The sequence below is a fragment of the Streptosporangium sp. NPDC048886 genome (genome assembly GCF_055586905.1).
This window is the reverse complement of the sequence record NZ_JBVJHH010000025.1, coordinates 132,807-150,960: the sequence shown is the minus strand read 5'-3', so window position 1 is coordinate 150,960 and position 18,154 is coordinate 132,807. Positions and strand designations below refer to the sequence as shown.

The 18,154-nt window shown below is 67.9% G+C and carries 13 protein-coding genes; 3 read left to right on the top strand and 10 right to left on the bottom strand.

The features are described from left to right. Together ACZ6R6_RS29290 and ACZ6R6_RS29285 are read left to right on the top strand one after the other, a co-directional pair. Positions 1 to 764 (top strand): carbohydrate-binding protein (locus ACZ6R6_RS29290; protein ID WP_470098643.1); only part of this gene is annotated, 764 nt, incomplete at its 5' end. A gap of 262 nt (positions 765 to 1,026) precedes the next feature. Next, on the top strand, positions 1,027 to 2,532 hold the full coding sequence (locus tag ACZ6R6_RS29285) for an MFS transporter (protein WP_470098641.1): 1,506 nt from the start codon (positions 1,027 to 1,029) through the stop codon (positions 2,530 to 2,532). Here ACZ6R6_RS29285 and ACZ6R6_RS29280 read toward each other — a convergent pair. From ACZ6R6_RS29280 to ACZ6R6_RS29240, 9 genes are all read right to left on the bottom strand, one after another. Beyond that, a complete protein-coding gene (locus ACZ6R6_RS29280) occupies positions 2,495 to 2,791 on the bottom strand; it encodes a hypothetical protein (RefSeq protein ID WP_470098639.1) in 297 nt (98 codons plus the stop codon). The two genes, ACZ6R6_RS29285 and ACZ6R6_RS29280, sit on opposite strands and share 38 nt — an antisense overlap. Continuing rightward, positions 2,778 to 4,289 carry a serine/threonine protein kinase gene (locus tag ACZ6R6_RS29275; protein ID WP_470098637.1) on the bottom strand — a complete coding sequence of 504 codons (1,512 nt, stop codon included), beginning with the start codon at positions 4,287 to 4,289 and terminating at the stop codon, positions 2,778 to 2,780. The genes ACZ6R6_RS29280 and ACZ6R6_RS29275 overlap by 14 nt, the downstream gene beginning before the upstream one ends. Before the next feature lie 9 nt (positions 4,290 to 4,298). Continuing rightward, positions 4,299 to 6,149 (bottom strand): HsdM family class I SAM-dependent methyltransferase, encoded by a 1,851-nt coding sequence (locus tag ACZ6R6_RS29270; protein WP_470098635.1) that lies wholly within the window; start codon positions 6,147 to 6,149, stop codon positions 4,299 to 4,301. Further along, a complete protein-coding gene (locus ACZ6R6_RS29265; protein WP_470098633.1) occupies positions 6,146 to 6,856 on the bottom strand; it encodes a M48 family metallopeptidase in 711 nt (236 codons plus the stop codon). The genes ACZ6R6_RS29270 and ACZ6R6_RS29265 overlap by 4 nt, the downstream gene beginning before the upstream one ends. 26 nt (positions 6,857 to 6,882) lie before the next feature. Beyond that, positions 6,883 to 10,137: a type I restriction endonuclease subunit R gene (locus tag ACZ6R6_RS29260; RefSeq protein ID WP_470098631.1), complete on the bottom strand. Its 3,255-nt coding sequence runs from the start codon at positions 10,135 to 10,137 to the stop codon at positions 6,883 to 6,885. A 144-nt stretch (positions 10,138 to 10,281) separates the two neighbouring features. Next, the gene (locus ACZ6R6_RS29255; protein WP_470098629.1) at positions 10,282 to 11,526 is read right to left on the bottom strand and encodes a restriction endonuclease subunit S; all 1,245 of its coding nucleotides are present in this window, start codon (positions 11,524 to 11,526) and stop codon (positions 10,282 to 10,284) included. Then, complete coding sequence (locus ACZ6R6_RS29250; protein ID WP_470098627.1) at positions 11,519 to 14,092, bottom strand: type I restriction-modification system subunit M; 2,574 nt, start codon at positions 14,090 to 14,092, stop codon at positions 11,519 to 11,521. Before ACZ6R6_RS29250 ends, ACZ6R6_RS29255 begins: the two co-directional genes overlap by 8 nt. Before the next feature lie 262 nt (positions 14,093 to 14,354). Further along, positions 14,355 to 15,731 (bottom strand): helix-turn-helix domain-containing protein, encoded by a 1,377-nt coding sequence (locus tag ACZ6R6_RS29245; RefSeq protein ID WP_470098625.1) that lies wholly within the window; start codon positions 15,729 to 15,731, stop codon positions 14,355 to 14,357. A 127-nt stretch (positions 15,732 to 15,858) separates the two neighbouring features. Next, positions 15,859 to 16,527, bottom strand: coding sequence for a lysoplasmalogenase (locus ACZ6R6_RS29240; RefSeq protein ID WP_470098623.1), 669 nt, complete (start codon positions 16,525 to 16,527; stop codon positions 15,859 to 15,861). A 187-nt stretch (positions 16,528 to 16,714) separates the two neighbouring features. On the opposite strand from ACZ6R6_RS29240, the gene ACZ6R6_RS29235 reads away from it, so the two are divergent. After that, a complete protein-coding gene (locus ACZ6R6_RS29235; RefSeq protein WP_470098621.1) occupies positions 16,715 to 17,299 on the top strand; it encodes an ATP-binding protein in 585 nt (194 codons plus the stop codon). Between the two features lie 74 nt (positions 17,300 to 17,373). Here ACZ6R6_RS29235 and ACZ6R6_RS29230 read toward each other — a convergent pair whose 3' ends face one another. Beyond that, positions 17,374 to 18,141: a hypothetical protein gene (locus ACZ6R6_RS29230; protein ID WP_470098619.1), complete on the bottom strand. Its 768-nt coding sequence runs from the start codon at positions 18,139 to 18,141 to the stop codon at positions 17,374 to 17,376. Positions 18,142 to 18,154 lie beyond the last annotated feature (13 nt).

The following is an 18,154-nucleotide window of genomic DNA, read 5'->3' as shown; positions in this document are numbered from 1 at the left end:
TCTTCAAGGACTACTACGCCACGCTCGGCGTCCCGACCGAGATCGAGACCGAGGGTGACGGCCGCAGCGACCACGCCCCGTTCAAGAACGCGGGCGTCAAGGTGGGCGGCGTCTTCACCGGCGCCTCCAGCGTGAAGAGCACCGCCCAGGCCACCAAGTGGGGCGGCACCGCCGGCCAGGCGTTCGACCGCTGCTACCACTCCGCCTGCGACACCACCTCCAACATCAACGGCACCGCGCTGGACCGCAACAGCGACGCCGTCGCCAACGCCCTGTGGAAGCTCGCCGTGGGGAACACCCCTCCCCCCACGGACGACTACTCGGTCTCGGTGAGCCCGTCCTCGGCCTCGGTGCAGCCCGGCCAGTCGGCCAGTGCGACGCTCAGCACCCAGGTGACCTCCGGTAACGCGCAGGCCGTCCTGCTGAGCGCCACCGGTCTGCCCGCCGGCACGACCGTCTCCTTCAGCCCGGCGAACATCACCTCCGGCCAGTCCTCCGCGGTCACGGTCGCCACCTCGGCGAACACGCCCGCCGGGACCTACACGATCAACCTCAACGCCGACGGCGCGAGCTCCGACCGCTCCGCCGCCTTCACCCTCACCGTCAGCGGCGGGCAGGGCGGCACGACCTGGGAGGTCTGGACCCCGTACGCGGCCGGGGACACGGTGACCTACAACGGCGTCAGCTACCGATGCCTGCAGGGTCACACCTCACTGCCCGGCTGGGAGCCGCCGAACGTCCCCGCCCTGTGGCAGCCGATCTGATCGGTTGAGCGCCGCTCAGCGGAGCACGACCCTTGACGGAGCACGGCGGGCGGGCATGGCCGCCCGCCGTGCTCTTTCTCCACGGGCCGCTCCGCGCGTTGTGATTGGAGTATCCGAAAAGGGTAGGTATGCGCTGCTGAATCACCGGAAGTTTCGTCAGAGTCGAGGACGAGGCGGTCATCATGATCACCAGCCGGCCACCGGCGCCGCCCGGAGACGCGGGAGACGCCGGACGGGGCCGTGCCGGACGGCGTCCGGCCGGATGAGCACCGGACCCCGGCCGGGCGGGACGTCGACCGCGCAGCGGCCGGAGGGGACGGACCCGCGCCGGTGGAAGGCGCTGACCGTCTGCCTGGTGGCCGGCTTCATGACCCTGCTGGACGTCAGCATCGTCAACGTGGCACTGCCCTCCATCCGCACCGGGCTGGACTCCCCGCAGAGCGCCCTGCAGTGGGTGGTGTCCGGTTACGCGCTCACCTTCGGGCTGGTGCTGGTGCCCGCCGGGCGCTTCGGCGACATGCGGGGCCGACGCGACGTCTTCGTCTCCGGCGTCGCCCTGTTCACCCTGGCCAGCGCGGCGGCCGGAGTCGCCCAGAACCCGACCTGGCTGGTCGTGGCGCGGCTCGTCCAGGGGGTGGCGGGCGGGGTGATCAACCCGCAGGTCAGCGGCCTGATCCAGCAGCTCTTCCGGGGTGCGGAGCGGGGCCGGGCGTTCGGGCTGCTGGGCGCCACCATCGGCATCTCCACCGCGATCGGCCCGCTGCTCGGCGGGCTGCTCATCCATCTCGGCGGCGGGCACGACGGGTGGCGCCTCGTCTTCTACGTCAACGTGCCGATCGGTGTCCTGGCCATGGTGCTGGCATACCGCTACATCCCGCCCCGCGCGCGGGAGGGACGGCGGCGGGAGAGCACGGACCCGGTGGGCGTGCTGCTGCTGGCGGCCGGCGTCGTGCTGGTGCTGCTGCCGCTCGTCGAGGGGCAGCAGTGGCACGGCCGGGACAGGTGGCTGCCGCTGGCCGCCGGGCTCGCCGTGCTCGCCGGCTTCGTGGGATGGGAGCGCCGCTACGGGCGGCGCCGCGAGCCGGTGGTCAACCTGTCGCTGTTTAGCAGACGCTCCTACGCCCTGGGCGTCCTGATCGCGGCGCTCTACTTCGCGGGCTTCACCGCGATCTTCTTCGTGCTGACCCTCTACCTGCAGGACGGCCTGCGCTACCCCGCCCTGGAAGCGGGCCTGGCGAGCATGCCGTTCGCGGCGGGCTCGGCCGCGGCCTCCGTGCTGGGGGGCCGGGTCGTCACCCGGCTCGGCCGCCCGCTGGTGGTGCTGGGGCTGGTGCTGGTCGCCGTCGGGCTGGCCGTCACGGAGCTCGCCGTGCGCCTGGTCCCCGGCCAGCAGGTGGCCTGGGCGATCGCGCTGCCGCTGCTGGTGGCCGGGCTCGGCAGCGGCCTGGTGATCTCCCCCAACCAGACGCTGACCCTGTCGGAGGTCCCGGTGGCCGAGGCCGGCACCGCCGGCGGCGTGCTGCAGACGGGCCAGCGGATCGGCACCGCCCTCGGCATCGCGGTGGTCGGCTCGGTGTTCTTCGCCGAGGTCGCCTCACACGGTGACTACGCCCTGGCGTTCCGGCGCGCGCTGCTGGTCACCATCGGCTCCGTGCTGGTCGCGCTGGCCGTGGCCCTCACCGACGTGGTCGCCGCCCGCCGCGCCGGACGCCGGGCGGACGCCCGCGGGGTCACCGGGGCGGAGCGGGCGCCGGGGGCGCCGGAGTGAGCCGGTACGGCGGGCGGGTGTGGGGCCTGTCCGCCGTACCACCCGTCGAGGCGGCGGGCCGACGAGCCGGTACGGCGGGTGGCTGTGGGGTCCGCCCGTCGTACCATCCGTGGCATCCCCTGGCCGCCTCCTTCGGCGAGCCGCTCAGCACGGTGAAGGTGACGCCCGCCCGCCGGAGCCGCTCGATCAGCGCGGCGCGGGCCAGGTTGAGCGACCGCCGGAACTCCTCGGACCGCCGGACGTCCTCATATCTCCTCAAGCAGGGCGCGGATCCCCTCAGGACCGGGATGGTCGGTGCCATAGAGCTCGACCAGGTCGTCGAGAAGCTCGGTGAACGTCCGCCTGGCGGAGACGGCGTCACCGCAGCCGGCTTGGAGCATGCCGATCTGACGCCGGAGTTCCAGCGTGCGAGGATCCTCGGCGCCGAAGATCCGCAGTTCGTCCTGGAGCAGTCCGTCGAGTTGCGTCAACGCCGTCACCGCGTCGTCCGCCTGGGCACGGCATGTCGCCTCTCTCAGCCTGCAGTGGAGCACGCGCTCGTCATCGGCGCCGTTCAACCTCGCGAGGTCACGGGCGAGGTTGGCGTAATCCTCGGCGGCATGTTCGTATCTCCGCCCGTCGTAGAGCGCTCCGGCAAGCTGCAACCGCATGCTGATCACCTCGGAGTTGTCGGGGCCGAGCATCATGTTCGCCGGGCCCACCAGATCGGCCAGGATGTCGGCCGCCTGACCGAACCTGGACTCCCGGATCAGGGATTCGGCCTCCCTCCTGGCCAGGCCGAGGTCCGCTCCGTCGAACTCCTCCGGCTCCTCCTCCACCGGACGCACCTGCGGTGCGAGCACCCGGCTGACCACACCGGCATACATCCGCACGGGACTCGACTCGGCACGGAGGAAGTCGCCCAGCAGTCCCAGGTCCGTCACGAAGGGGAGCAGGCTCTCATACACCTCCTCCGCCGAATCCGGCCGGTCCTGTGGCCGCTTCTCCAGCAACCGGAGCACCAGCCGCTCCAGCTCAGCAGGGATCCGGGGGCGGAAGCGGGTCACCGGGGCGGGGGCGTCGTGGATCTGCTGGGTCATCACGGTGAACGCATTGCCTCCGTTGAACACCGTACGGCCGGTCAGCAGCTCGTGCAGGACGCAACCCAGCGAGTACAGGTCACTGCGGGCGTCGACCGTCTCGTGCCGCACCTGCTCAGGCGACATGTATTCGGCCGTACCCATCCACTGCCCCGTCGCCGTCAGGCGGATGTATCCCGGCTCCATCAGCAGCGCGAGCCCGAAGTCGATCAACTTGACGGTCCCGTCTTCGCAGAAGATCAGGTTGGTCGGCTTCAGGTCACGATGGAAAACAGACAGCTTGTGAGCGGCGGCGAGCACGGCGCACACCTGGGCCGCGATGGCCGCGGCCCAGCCGATGGGCAGCGGGTGATGCTCTCCGGTCAGGATGTCGACGTTCTGGCCCTTGACGAACTCCATCGCCATGAACAGCCGGGGCTGAGCGATCACCGGATCCTCGAAGGTGCCCGCGTCGTAGATGGCCGGCGCCCCCGGATGGGAGAGCCTGGCCAGCACCTTCGACTCGGTGAGAAACCTGCGCCTCAGCTCCTCGTCATACTTGCCGTCGGGGAAACGGATGAGCTTGACCGCCACCTTCCGCTCCAGCTGCCGGTCGTAACCGCCCCAGACCTCACCCATGCCGCCCGCGCCGAGAGGCAGCGGATCCAGCTCGTAACGGTCGCCGATGACCCTGATCATGAGAAGAAGCTACGGACGCAGCGCACCGTCGACAAGTCCGTCGAACCCGAGCCGGACGACGCTCTCGGCCAGGGTGGCCGTCTCGCGCGCGGCGTCCTCGAACTCGATCAACTTTTTGAACGCCACGCCGTAGACACGTTGGTCGTCGACGGGCAGCCGGGGGATCTGCACCCGCCGGGCGTCGATCCTGCTGGAGGCCGTCGACGCGCGGGCCGTGCCGGAACCACCCGCGACGCGGAGGAAGCCCGCCAAAAAGTAGGGGTCGATCCGGTCCGGATCGGCGCGGAAGAGCAGGAGCTGGGGGCCGAGCGCCACTCCCGTTTCGGTCATGACGCGCGCGGCCGGACCGCTCGGCGTCAGGGGAGCCACGACGTCACCTCTCTGAGTGGTGACCGTTCCGGGCTCGCGGACCGTTCTTCCCGTCGGACCCCTGCCCTTCAGGACGTCCCGAACGGTGAGCACGGGCAGGTCCCCCTGATCGGTGATCATCCTCAGCGCCGCCTGGTGGACCGCGACCACCCCGGCCTTGATCAGCTCGCCGACTGTGGTCATCGGCAGCTCCCGGCGATCCGCCGGCACGGTCAGGTCGGGGATCGCGGCGGCGAGCGTCTCGACGGTCGCGGCCAGCCGGCCTCTCACGTGGGGGAAGCCCGGCGCGGCCTCGCCTGGCGCAACGAGGTGACGCGGCGTGGACAGGTCCACCTCGTCGTCGAGCAGGTCGATGATCCGGACGGTACGGCTGACGCCTGGAAGCACCGCATCGGGGTCGGCGTCGAAACGGCGCCATGCCCGCTCGGCCGTCGAGAGGTCGTCCGTGGCGTCCACCATGAGCACGCTGGAGGGCAGTTCCCGTCCCGGCGACGGTCTGCGGAGCACCCAGAGATCCGGGGCCGAGCCGGAACCCGGTGTCGCCCCGGCCGGAAGGGTGATGATCGCCCGTAGCGCTCCGGAGCGGAGCAGGTTGCCCCGGATCCGGCGGCCCGAGCGGCGTCCGGCCGCACTGGGGGGCATCATGATGACGACCACTCCCCCGGGCCTGACATGAGCGAGGCAGTGCTGTACCCATGCCAGCTCGGACTCGCCTCGCGGCGGCAGGCCGTACTCCCAGCGATGGTCGCTGGCCAGCTCCTCGTATCCCCAGTTCCGGTCGCTGAACGGTGGATTGCAGAGCACCGCGTCGGCATGTTCCCCGGGAAAGGCGTCGGCACGGAGCGAGTCTCCGGCCCGGATGGTCTTTTCCTTCCCCGCGAACCCGAGGCGGGCCTCACTCAGCCGAGCCGACGCCGCATCGAGGTCCTGGCCGAGAACACGCGTCGCGCCGGAGGCCAGCAGCAGCGTTCCGATGCCGCAGGCCGGATCGAAGACCGTCTCGCCGTCCACCAGGCTCGCCATCACCCGGGCGACGTCCGGCGGGGTGTCGAGCAGGCGGCGCGAGTGCGCCTCGGTGTAGCGCTCGCACAGGAAGTCGAACGCCTCTTCGGGGCCGACGTGATCCGACCATTCACTGATGTCGTCGAGCAGGCCGGCACCGACCTGCCCGGCGAGTTCGGGCGGGTCCAGCCTGAGCCGGCGAGCCATCAGGAAGGCGCCGACCTGGCCGACCAGCTCGCCCAGGTACAGGTCGTCGCCGACCCCGCGGAGCCGCTGCCAGATCAGGTCGGCGGGAGAGGCGGTGAAGTTCTTGTCGTGCCGCCTGGCCCACTCCTCGACGTCACGCAGCGAGAACAGCGGGCTGGAGGCGGTCCCGCCGACCGGCAGGGGAAAGTCGTCGAAGCGTTTGCGCCAGTTGCTCACTGCGGCCCTGCCGACGTCGGCCAGGCGGGCGATGTCACCGGCGTTGACCGTCGTGTCACCGCTCATACGGCACCGTCCGGAAGCCACAGGTCGGTCCCCGCCCGTTTGAGGCGGTCGCGCCGGAGCTCGTAACCGGGCATCGCCAGAGCGACGATCCTCCAGAAGTCCGGCCCGTGGTCGCGGCGGCGGATGTGCGCCAGTTCGTGGAGGAGGACGTAGTCGATCAGGTCGGGTGGCAGTTGCATCGTCGCCCAGTGGATGTTGACCTGGCCGTCGGCCGAGCACGACCCCCAGCGGTAGCCGAGCGGCATCACCCGCAGGCCCGAGACGGTCACTCCGACGCGCTCGGCCCACGGCGCGATCCGGCGGCACAGCCAGGGCTCGCCGACCTTCCGGTACCAGCGGACGAGATGCCGGGGCGCGTCTCCCGTGTCGGTCCTGGCCAGCTCCAACCGGCCACGCACGAGCCGTACCGGCCCTTCGTCCACGAGCAGCAGCCGGTAGGAGCGGCCGAGGTAGGGGAAGCCCTCACCGGAGACGTACTCCCGCTCGGGCCTGGGGTCGCCGAGAGACCTGCGCTCGGCGAGCTTGCCGTACAGCCAGCGACGCCTGGACTCGATGATTTTGACCAGTGTGTCGCGGTCGACCTGCGGCGGGACCACGGCTGTCACCGAGGCGTCCCGTTCGACGGTGAGCCGGACCGAGCGCCGCCGGTCGGAGACCTCGACGGTGACGTCCAGGTCTCCGACGGTCAGCGAATCGGGGATTGCCATGGTCACAAGCATGCCAGCCCTCCGGATCACCCCCGGACGATGCCCTTCTGGTTGTTCTCCACGACGTCGAACAGCTTGTCGGCCAGCTCGGCGATCTGACGGTAGTCGCAGACGTCCATCAGCTCCCGGGCGATCTGGTGGCGGAACGCCTCCTTGTCGGCGTCCTTGCGCCAGAAGTCACGCCGGGTGGTCACCTCGACGGCGAGCCCGTGGATCATCCGCGCCACGTCGGCCAGCGCGGCCCCCGCGTCCTCGGGGAGCACCCCGTCCCGGTGGGTCTCGGCCAGCAGCACGCCGTAGAGCGGGCCCTCGACCGGGCCGAGCCCGTGAGGATACTCCGGACGCTCGTCGCGGGCCTCGGTGATCAGCACCGCGAAGGCGAGCACCTGCTGCTCGAAGTTCTCCTTGAACTCCTCCAGGATCCGTTCCAGCCGCTCGCTGAGCCTGCGGTAGCGCTCCGGGTCCTCGGCGAGGTGCACGTCGATGTGGTGCCGGAGGGCGTGCTCCATCTCCGAGGCTCTGGCCCGGGATCCCCCAGCCATGGCCTCCACCTTCGTGTCGAAGTCGGGCGAGGTGAGCGCGACCGGCGGCAGCTTCTGCTCCACCCCGAGCGACTCCACGTGCTGGTCGATGAGCTCGCGGATCTTCGCGCCGTAGAGGCTCGGGTCGAACTCGCCGTCCTGGACGCGGTACCTGCGCCCGGTGTGCAGCTTGATGAGCGCGAACAGCTTCACGTCCGGCAGGTACGGCTTCGCCTCCGGGTTGGGCAGCACCGCGTCGACCGTGGTGAGGAAGCGCTTCAGGTCGACCTCGAACCGGTCCCTCAGCTCCAGGTCCCTGAGCAGTTCGACGCAGTCCTCGACGACGCCGTCCCTCAGCCGGGGGTCATCGGCGTCCGCCAGGTGGATCCCGTGATCGGTGAAGAGCATGCGGATCCTGGCGCGCTGCGGCTCCAGCTTGAGGACCTCGTCGCCGATGTCCTTCAGCGCGCCCCGGATGTCCTCCTCCGCGTAGGCCTTCAACGCCTCGTTGAGGTGGTTGGCGACCCCGAAGTAGTCGACCACGTAGCCGCATCTCTTCTGGGCGCCGGCGACACGGTTGACCCGGGCGACCGCTTGGAGCAGCTCGGCCTCCTTCAGCGACCTGTCGATGTACATCACCTGCTCGATCGGCGCGTCGAATCCGGTGAGCAGCATCGACTTGACGATCAGGAAGGCGATCGGGCGCTCCTCGTCCTCGCCGAACGGACGGGTGAACGCGTCGATCCGCTGTTCCTGCTTGGCCGGGTCGGTCCACTCGTGGTAGTCGGCCGTGTCGTTGCCGTCCGCGGAGATCACCGGCGCGAAGTCCATCCGCCGGATCAGGTCGAGGCGTCCGGCCGCCGCGACCAGGAACGCCCTGCGGCCCTTGAGCTCGGCCGGGTCGATCTGCCGCACGTGGGCGGGCAGCCTCTCGATCTCCCCGACCAGCTCGTCCCTGGCCGCGTTCAGCGCCGTACGGTAGCGCAGCGTGGCGAGCCTGCTGGAGGCCACCACCTGGGCCTTGTACCCGCCGGGCAGCACGGTCTCGACATAGTGCCGCAGCATGCTCCTGGCCTTGGCCGCGATCAGCTTCTCGGCCTCCAGCACGTCGCCCTTGGTGGCGTAGCGCTTCTGGAGCTGCTCACGCTGCTCGTCGGTGAGGTCGAACATGTCCTCGAAGACCTCGTCGAGGTCCCGGCCGTCGCGCACCGCGCCCTTGGTGGCGTACCCCTCGTAGAAGATCGGCACGATGACGCCGTCCTCCTCGGCCTCCTTGAGCCGATATTTGTCGATGAAGTCGCCGAAGATCTCCATCGTGGTCCTCCTGGCCCGCTTCTCCTTGATGATCGGCGTGCCGGTGAACCCGATCCTGGCGCAGTTGGGCAGCGCCTCCAGGAGGTTGGCGTGCAGGGCCGAGCCGTGCGAGCGGTGCGCCTCGTCGATGAGCACCAGGATCGACTCGTCGGTGTTGAGCTCCCCGAAGACCGAGTTCCGCTCGTTCACGCCGGTGCCGCGGTTCCGCACGTCCTGCTGCTTCTGGATCATCACGAAGACGACGCCGGGGCCGCGCCTGGCGAGATACGCCTTGGCCTCCTCGACGCTCCCGGCGACGTCGACCTTCTCCCCCGTCAGCCGCATCGTCTCGCTGAGCTGCGCCTGCAACTGGGTCCGGTCGGTGACCAGCACCACCTTCATGTCGTCCAGCCCCGGCGTCATACGGAGCTTGCGGACCAGGAAGGTCATGGTGAGGCTCTTGCCGGAACCCTGGGTGTGCCAGATGATCCCGCCGCGCCGGTCCTGTCTGCCGTCCCGCTTCCTGGACGGTTCGGTGCGCAGGTTCCTGACCGACTTCTCCACCGCGCGGTACTGCTGGTAGCGCGGCGCGGCCTTGACGATGATCCCTTCCTTGGTGGGCAGGAACGTCACGTAGTTGTGCGCGATGTCGAGCAGCCTCCTGGGGTGCAGCACAACTCCCGCCAGGATCTCCTGGTTCCTGACCGTGCCCACCCGGTCGGCCAACTCCTCCTTCGACAGCGGAAAGGGATCCCGCCAGGGCACGTAGTGCTCGGCCTCGGCGGTGAAGGTGCCCAGCCGCGCGTCCTCCCCCGAGGCGGCGACGGTCAGCTGCACCGTGTTGAAGAGCTTCGGCACACCTTGGCCGGGACTGTACGGCGGGCACTCGGCGTAGCGCCTGATCTGCTTGACGGCCTTCGCCGTGGCGTCGGTCCCGGGCCGCTTACACTCGACCACCACCAGCGGGATGCCGTTCACGAACAGCACCAGGTCGAGCACGACGTGGTTCTTCGGCCCCTGCCGGCCGGGGATGTTCACCCGGAACTGGCTGACCACCGTGAAGTCGTTGGCCGACAGGTTGTCCGGGTCCCAGTCGATGTAGTGGACCATCTGGTCGCGACCCTGGTTCCAGCCTTCCAGGCCGGGTACGGCGATGCCGTTGATCAACAGGTCGGTCGCCTTCTGGTTGGCCTCCAGCAGGCTCGACACCCCGGGCCTGCGCAGCGCGCTCACGGCCTGGCTGATCCTGCGCTCGTCCAGCCAGGGCTTACCGCCGGGGCCGAGGTTGATGCGGTGGATGGCGGCGCGGAGCCTGCTCTCTAGGAAGACCTCGTCGAAGGAGGTCCGCTCCGACTGCTCGGGCTCCAGCACGGCCAGCGCGCCCAGCTCGGCCCCCGCCAGGTGGGTCCACCCCATCTTCTTGAGCTGCTTGATCAGGGGCGCCTCGGCCTCGCTGTACTCACTCACCGGATTCCTCTTTCGTCGTCGTCATTCCCACATGACCACCGCCACGCCCAGCGCGTTTCACGAACCATGACGTGTCTAGAAAAATCCCCCGAGTGAACTTGTAGTGATCCGCTTTTCTCCGACCGGATCACCTTCTACCGCGTCTTACAGAGCGTTCTCCACGTCCTTCACCCGCACTCGCCCGGTCAGCAGGTCATCCATTAGTCCCTGCTTAAGATGATTTAGCTTCTCAATTCGACACTCATCGTTGAAGATTTGTCGCCTAAACAAATTCAATGTCCGCAGGTTTTCGTTTTGCACTTGGAGAGAAGGGATAGGGATTCGAAGATTTCGAAGAATTCTGCCATTCAGATTGACCATCGTAGATCCTACCGCCACTGCATTAATTTGCCTCTGACAGAAGTCATCTCGATACGCAAGTGCAAGCCATTCTGGATTAATTTGACCATCTTTCAATCGGACTAGAAGACAGCCTGTGCCACAGACCCATCCAGCGTGAGCATCCGCAATCGCGACACAGCGACTAAGGTCGCCCCGACGGGCAAAGATAACGTCACCAATCTGCAGCTTATGGCGAGACAGCTCGCGAGTTTTCTGAATAGAAATCCGCGCAATCTTCGCCAGCGAAATCGAAAAGTCCGCAATATCCTGAGGCATAACCACAGGGGTTCCGCCATCGCCAACGTATTCATGAGAATGAAGTTGACTACCGAAAGGTCCAGTCTGAATAAAACTTCCCGACCGCCCTGAAATCAGATCACCGAGGCTCTCGATCTCCCCAGAAGTCGTCATCGCATCCTTGAGCATCGCCCTAGACATGGCGTCTACATGGGAGCGCCGCTTAAGAATTAGCGCTTCACCCTTGGTGATCTGAAAATCGATGACATCAAGGATTTCCGCGATCCGCCGCTGCTCCCCCACAGGGGGCAGTAGAAAGCTCATCTTGGCAAAGCGATCGGCACCGAGGTGCGCGATGCTTGTCGTCTGCTTGGCGATCTTCTGAAACTCCCCGCGCTCCATCCAATACTTGAACACGGCACGGGCGAACCCTGGAATAGCACGGCGGGCACGAAAACGAATAAGCGTATTTTGAAAACAAAATCCAGGAGGGCCATCGTACAGCGCGGAACGGCCGACAAGCTCTAGACTTTGCCCCTCATTGAGGAGAATGTCACCGGGTTCCAGTGCATAAGTGGTGAACTCGCTAGGACTAAAATTCATTTTTAGAACATCTGAATAATCTATGCGCCCATCGAAGACATTCGCCACTCTTAGGTATGGACGCATATGGGGTCCAGACGCGTGCTCGGGGGAACGCTGTCGACCGAGTCTCACCTCTCCGACCTCGTCGACTCGGAGCAGCTCCCAGCCTGCGGGAACATTATGCATATCCGAGCTCCTTCAGGAAGTCATCAAGACGGCTGGCGGCGACGCATCGGTCGGATTCCAGAGCGCGAAGCGTTATCGCATATTTGTCGGCCCAGATACGGAAGCGTGCTGCCAAGTCACGGCGACGGGTAGCGATTTTAACATCGAGGCGAGTGGACAGATCAGTCTTGATGATGCCGAGGACCAAGTCCGTCGCCGTCTCCCCCATTGGGGGAATCGACATATCTGAATCGGCTTCCCGTGCTGGCAAGCCCGCCATTTCGGACATCATCAGATCGAGCTGGCCGATCACGATGCCATCTCCATTGCCAGTGCCGCTTCCCAGCAACTCCACAGCGGCACGGTGGCCGATCAGAGGGGCGCAGGCCGCGCGCAGCTTGGAGAGAAACGCCTGTTCCAACTCCTTGACGGCCTTCTTGGCGGCGGTGAGGTCGGCCTTTAGCTTTTTCAGCTCGGCCGGGCTCAGCGTCTCCTCAGGCTCTTCGGCTTCCTCATCCTCATTCGGCGTCGCAGTGGCCGCCTTGACCTGGGCGTCCAGCTCGGCGCGCCGGGCCTCGGCCTCTTCGAGCTGAGCTAGATAGTCAGGGAGCAGGAGCGGGACCACTCGGTGTTCGCGGGCCTTGCGGCGCTGGGCAGCGAGACGGGTCTTGTCTCGGGCCTCTTCCACACCGTCATCAGAGAAAGCTGACTCGATCGTGGAGAGCCAGCCCCGGACGACGCCGCTGAACTCGTTGTAGGACAGGGTCCGGATGTCGTACTGGGCCTCGCCCCACCAGGCGGCGATCACCCCAGCAAGCTCGAAGCGGTCGAGCAGCCCCAGCGGCGACAGCTCGGCGACGAACGACTCCAGCAGCTCGGCCCGGACCTCCATGACCTTCTTGGTCGCGGGTAGCTCGATGAGCCGCTTGCTGTGCCGGGTCCACCACTCGTCGAACGCCGCGCGCAATCGGTCTTCCGCCGCACGGGTCAGCGACGGGATGCGCTCGGCGGTGGCTTCCCAGCCCTCGGGGAGGAAGTCGTAGTAGTCGGCGTCGCGCTCGGCGAACAGCGCGTGCGGGTCGACGTCGAACGCCTTGAACAGCGGCTCGAAGGCGCGGACCTCGGCCTTGGGGACGCCGCCGTGCAGGTGGGCGCGGACGTCCTGGGGCTCGGGCGGCGGGGTGTTGTCGACGTAGCGGCGGATGTTGAGGTTGAACTCGTTCTCCCGCAGCTCTTCGATGTCCACGACGCGGGCGAAGCCGGGGATGTTGCGGTAGTCCTCGAAGGCGGAGACGATCTTCTCGGCGTGCTGGGGGTCGAGGTAGTTCTGCGCGCGGCCGGAGGTGTATTCGCGGTCGGCGTTGATGAACAGGATCTTGCCGCGCCGCTCCTCCTCGCGCCGGGCCGTGCCGCGCAGGATCAGCAGGCAGGCCGGGATGCCGGTGCCGTAGAACAGGTTGGAGGCGAGGCCGATGACCGCTTCGAGGCGGTCGGCCTCGATGATGCCCTGGCGGATCTTCTTCTCGTCGCCACCCCGGAAGAGCACGCCGTGCGGCAGCACGATGGCGGCCAGGCCGGTGGGGGCGAGCACGGCCAGCACGTGCTGGGCGAACATCAGGTCGGCCTTCTTGCCCGAGGCCGGCGTGTAGCCGTACTGGAAGCGCTCCTTGTGCTCCAGGCTCGCCGGGTCGTAGTTCTGCGAGAACGGCGGGTTGGTGAGCACCCGGTCGAAGCGCATGAGCTCGCCGCCCTCGACGTGCTGGGGCGAGGCGAGGGTGTCGTCGTTGCGGATGTCGGCGTTGGCGACGCCGTGCAGGATCATGTTCATCTTCGAGATGGACCAGGAGCCGCCGTCGTTCTCCTGCCCGTAGAGGGACAGGTCGCGGACGTCCTGGCCGTGCTCGGCGATGTATTCCTTGGCGTGGATGAGCATGCCGCCGGAGCCGGAGCACGGGTCGTAGATACGCATCCCCTGCTGGGGCTTGACCAGGCGGTTCATCATCCGGACCACCCCGCGCGGGGTGTAGAACTGGCCGCCCTTCTTGCCGCCCTCGTCGGCGAACTCGCCGATCAGGTATTCGTAGGCGGCGCCGAGCAGGTCGGGGAACTCGAAGTCGTCGTTGCGCAGCCGGTAGCGGTCGAAGTGGTCGATGAGCTGCTGGATCTTCTTGTCGGGGATCGTGGAGTTGCCGACCCGCCGGGTGAAGTCGATGTGCCCGAGGACGTCCTTGAGCGGGCGATTCTCCTCCTCCAGCGCCTCCAGCGCCTTGTTGAGGAGATCGCCCGGCGCCTTCTTGCGGGACTCCTTCAGAATGTGGGGCCAGCGGGCCCGCTCGGGCACGAAGAAGGCACCCTGATAGAGGAACGGCAGCTCGGCGGCCTGCTCGGCCTGCTCCTGGGTCTTGTCCTTGGCCTTCTGCTCCTCGATGACCTGCTCGCGCATCTCGTCGAACTGGTCGGAGCAGCGCTTGAGGAAGAGCATTCCGAAGATGTATCGCCCGTATTCGGCGGCGTCCATCTTGCCGCGGAGGATATCGGCCGCACCGAACAGGTGCAGTTCCAACTGCGGCAGGGTCAGCTTCGCCACTGGCGACCTTTCTCGCGGGGTTCCCGAAGGACTCAGGCTAGCCAGGCCGGGAGACCTGAGCGGCAGGTTTCCCGGCCGACCGCAACCCTACAGCGATCAGCACCAGTTGACTACACCGATTTACGTGTGAAGTTCAGTCACACGAAAATTACTCCCACTGACTTCGGCCTCTATCCCTCCGTCCGCACCCCGACCACTTCCCCCTCGATGTGCCTTCCCCTGAACAGCCCGCTACCCGTGGACGGCCCCGGCCCGCGCCTGGTCAGGCGGCGAGCTCGCACTTCAGGTGGTCGCGGAACTCCCGGACCATCATGCTGTCGCCGTACGGCTCAAGCCGACCGGCGAACTGCCGGACGAGCTCGACCGAGCGGGCGGAGGTCAGCGCCTTCGTGATCGGGATCGCGGCCCGAGCGGAGTCGAGGGCCTGCTCCAGCTCACCCATTCCCAGGTATGCCTCAGCGGCGTGAACCCGGTTGAACTGTGCGGAACGAGGACTGCGTGCGCTGAACTCGGCCACGGCCGCTTCCGCGCAGTCCGCCGCTCGCCGGTGCTCACCGAGCAGACTCCAGCAACGGCCCGCCTCGGCGTTCAGCTCCACCGCCTCATGCAAGGCAACCCATACCGGGTCGCGGTCAGTGGCTCCCTGGGCATGGGTACGCTCAGCCTCGGCGAGCAGCCGCTCGACCCGTTTGACACTGTGCCCGTCCCGAGTCTCGGCCAGTTTCGCCCCCAAGGCCGTCGCCCAAGCCTCCCTGACCAGTAGCAGCGCCATGACACGCGCAGGCGCCTGAGCCCGGCGGGCAGTGTCGGCGGCGGCACGCGCGAGCCATACCGCCCACGTGGACTGCTCAACGTGAATCGCCTGCTGGGTCAGTGTCGCCAGTACCCAGGCGCCCGTCAGCGGGTCATCACCCGCCTTGGCCAACCTGAGCGCCTGACCGAAGTGCTGCTGCGCCTGACCATGACTGTTCACGTCGAAGGCCGTCCAGCCCGCCATCCAGCTCATCCCCGCCGCCGCGCTCATCAGCTCGGCCCCGACCCGGTCGTCGTAACGCCCCCGCAGCAGCGGCGCGACGTTGCCGCTCAGGTATCTCGTGACCACCGGGCGGACCAATCCCGCCCCGAACTGGTGGTCCATCTGGCTGAACGCCTTGCGAGCCTCGTTGATCCGCGCGACATCGGCAAGGCCCACGATCGGCCCGGCCCCGTGCCGGGCCGCCGACTCGGCCGGGGTTCCGTAGTCCCAGGCGACCAGCCACTCGCCCAAGGCTCCGGGCACGAACGGCAACGTGGCCAGCAGGTGACGCCGGGACGGGTCCATCTCCAACCTCCACAGATGCGCGGCCGACCTCACCGTAGCCGCCGGCGAGTCGGCTCCGAAGTCCGCGATCGGCCACGATGATGTCGCCCTGAAGGCCCAGCCTTCTATCCACCGCTCGACCTCCACCGCCTCCGCCTCGAACACGGCGGCCATCCGCGCCCGGTAGCAGGCGCGGACGCCCTGCTCGCCGCGCTCCCAGCGGGCCCATGTCGTCGGCGACACCCCGACCGCCTCCGCCGCCTCCTCCTGGCTCATGCCCTGCCGCTTGCGTGCCCTGACCAGCTCCGGACGGCCCGCGTGACGCTGCGACTCCCCCACGATCACCCCTTATGAGTAATTCAATGACTACTCATTGTGATATTCGCGAGCCTCCCACCGCCACCCTCCCGGAGAAACGACCAGTAACCGACCACCGCCGTCGCGCAACCCCCCAGGCCGGGGCCATTCAGCGGCCCGGCACGGCCAGGTTTCGGGTACGGAGGCGATTGACGATGCCCGAGGCCAGGAGATACTGGGCCGCGATGTAGGTGGCCATGACCACGAGGCCGTTCATCGGGGGGAGGGGAAGGTCCGCAAGGTCGAACGCGATCAGCGTGTCGGACAGCAGGAACAGGGCGCCCCCGGCCCCGATCCGCAGGCCGTGGCCGGCCGCGGTGACCGCGGTGGCGGTCAGCAGCAGTGAATAGCCGGCCACCGGCAGGCGCAGGTCGCCAAGGCCCGGCCAGAGGAGGAACACCAGGCCCGCCCAGATGACGGCATAGACCACCGGGACCACCGGGCGGCGGCGCAACGCGTCGAGTGCCCCCTCCCGGACGAAGTAGGTCACGTAGCAGACGTGCGCCCCGGCGAACAGAGCCATGCCGGCGAGGAAAAACCCGTCGATCTCCAGGGCCACGTCACCGCCCCAGGAGAGCAGGAGCGCCGCCACCAGCGGGCGCGGCCCCCGCTGCGCCAGCACCCAGGCCGCGAGCAGCGGCATGACCAGCGCCTTGGTCATGGAGTCCATCGGGGCGGCGTCGGCGGCGACCAGCGCCAGATGAACCGCGGAACAGATCCAGAAGGCGATCAGGACAGTGCGGGAGAGCGACCCGGCCCGTAGAACATCATTCTGCACAGGTGGATGCTAGGGCCTGCGGTCACGGTGATCCAAGCCACCCGGGTCATGAAAACGACCAGCAACCGACCGCTTCGGGCGAACCGTCCTCTCCACCATGGCGAACGCATAGGCATCGGCCTTCCCTCCTGCCGCACCAGGGCGTTTCCTGCTGTCCACGGTCACCGACAGCGAACGGAGCGTGTCCATGCGGCCAGTCGGCAGCATCCCCCCAGGCGCCCCCGACCAGCCCTCCCCGCCCCTGTCCCCTGCGGTGGAGCGCGGCGGGCGACGCGCCGGCGCGGCAGGACGAGACGACATCCGGGTGCTGGTCAGACTCCTTCAGCCGGGTTCGGCCTCGCGCCGGGCCCGCGCCGTGGTCCGGGAGGTGCTCGGGCAGGCCGGTCTGGACGGCGACGCCATCGCCGACGCGGAGCTCATCGTGGCGGAGCTGGCCGCCAACGCCGAGAAGCACGCCCGCCCGCCGTACGAGCTGCGCGTCTACAGCCTGGACGCCGTCCCCGCCTGGTGCGAGGTCGTCGACGGCGACCCCGACGTTCACGAGGTCCGCATCATCCTCGATCTCCTGCACTCGGTGAAGGAGATCGGCCTGCCTCTGCTCGCCGAGAACGGCCGCGGCCTGCTCATGGCACACCGACTCTCCGGCGGCCACTGCCATGTCCGTTCCACCACGGCCTTCACCACCGGAACCCCGGGCAAGGCCGTCGCCTTCGCCCTCCCCGTCCCCTCAGGCGACCGTCTGAGTTTTCCGTCCCTGGGCAGAGACAACTGAGAACGCGCTCGGTCCTGCCATCCGGGTGTGGTCGCGCGCACGACCCGGCGACCACACCCGGCGGATCAACCGGCCTACTCCGAGAAGCCGTTGCGCCTCAGCCGGTCGATCAGCTCGTCCATGGTCTTCGGCTCCAGCCACGGAGACTGTCCAGCGACCCCCAGCGGCTCCTTGCCACCGACCAGGGCGGACTGGCCGGATTTCTGCTGGGCAAGGAGAGGATCTTCGAAGACCAGGCCCTGCGGCGGGACGCTCATCAGGCGTGCGCGCGCGGGAAGCCGTCCTCCGGCCTCGTGCACCTTCTGCTCGTGCGCCGGCCTCTCCGTCGGGAAGACCATGACCCTGGTCCCCGCCGGAATCGACTTCGCGAAGTCCTCCACCGACTTCTCCGGCTTCCACTTCTCGGGCGAGAGGGAGTCGTCGCGGATGACCGGCCCCTGGTCCAGCTCGACGAAGACCAGGCCTCCCGGAATGGACTCTCGCCCCTTCACGCCCTTCAGGGCATCGACGACCTTGACCTTCATCACCACGCGGTAGTCGAGAGGCCCTCCCCGATAACTTTCCAGGACGGGACCCTGCTGCCAGCCGTCCACCACTCCGGCCGCGACGATCGGACGCCTTCCGGCCAGGGCCTCCGGCGAAGGCGCGGGATCGTAGTCCGCTTCGGCCCCACGGAGAACCGACACGTCAAGGGACCCGCCGGAGGGTTCCTTGATGCTCGCCTCATACCCATGGCTTGACAGCGCCTCGGCCTTCTTGCCGCTTTCTTCTTCGTGAGCTGCGCATCCGGTCAGCAGCAGGGCGGACGCGAGTAGAGCGGTGATGCCAGAACGCTTTTTCATCGTCACCTTCCCT

Bases quoted from the DNA above. Each gene is read 5' to 3' on its own strand.
- ACZ6R6_RS29285 (WP_470098641.1), top strand. From the start codon at position 1,027: ATGAGCACCGGACCCCGGCCGGGCGGGACGTCGACCGCGCAGCGGCCG.
- ACZ6R6_RS29275 (WP_470098637.1), bottom strand. From the start codon at position 4,289: ATGATCAGGGTCATCGGCGACCGTTACGAGCTGGATCCGCTGCCTCTC.
- ACZ6R6_RS29270 (WP_470098635.1), bottom strand. From the start codon at position 6,149: ATGAGCGGTGACACGACGGTCAACGCCGGTGACATCGCCCGCCTGGCC.
- ACZ6R6_RS29265 (WP_470098633.1), bottom strand. From the start codon at position 6,856: ATGGCAATCCCCGATTCGCTGACCGTCGGAGACCTGGACGTCACCGTC.
- ACZ6R6_RS29255 (WP_470098629.1), bottom strand. From the start codon at position 11,526: ATGCATAATGTTCCCGCAGGCTGGGAGCTGCTCCGAGTCGACGAGGTC.
- ACZ6R6_RS29235 (WP_470098621.1), top strand. From the start codon at position 16,715: ATGCGGCCAGTCGGCAGCATCCCCCCAGGCGCCCCCGACCAGCCCTCC.
- ACZ6R6_RS29230 (WP_470098619.1), bottom strand. From the start codon at position 18,141: ATGAAAAAGCGTTCTGGCATCACCGCTCTACTCGCGTCCGCCCTGCTG.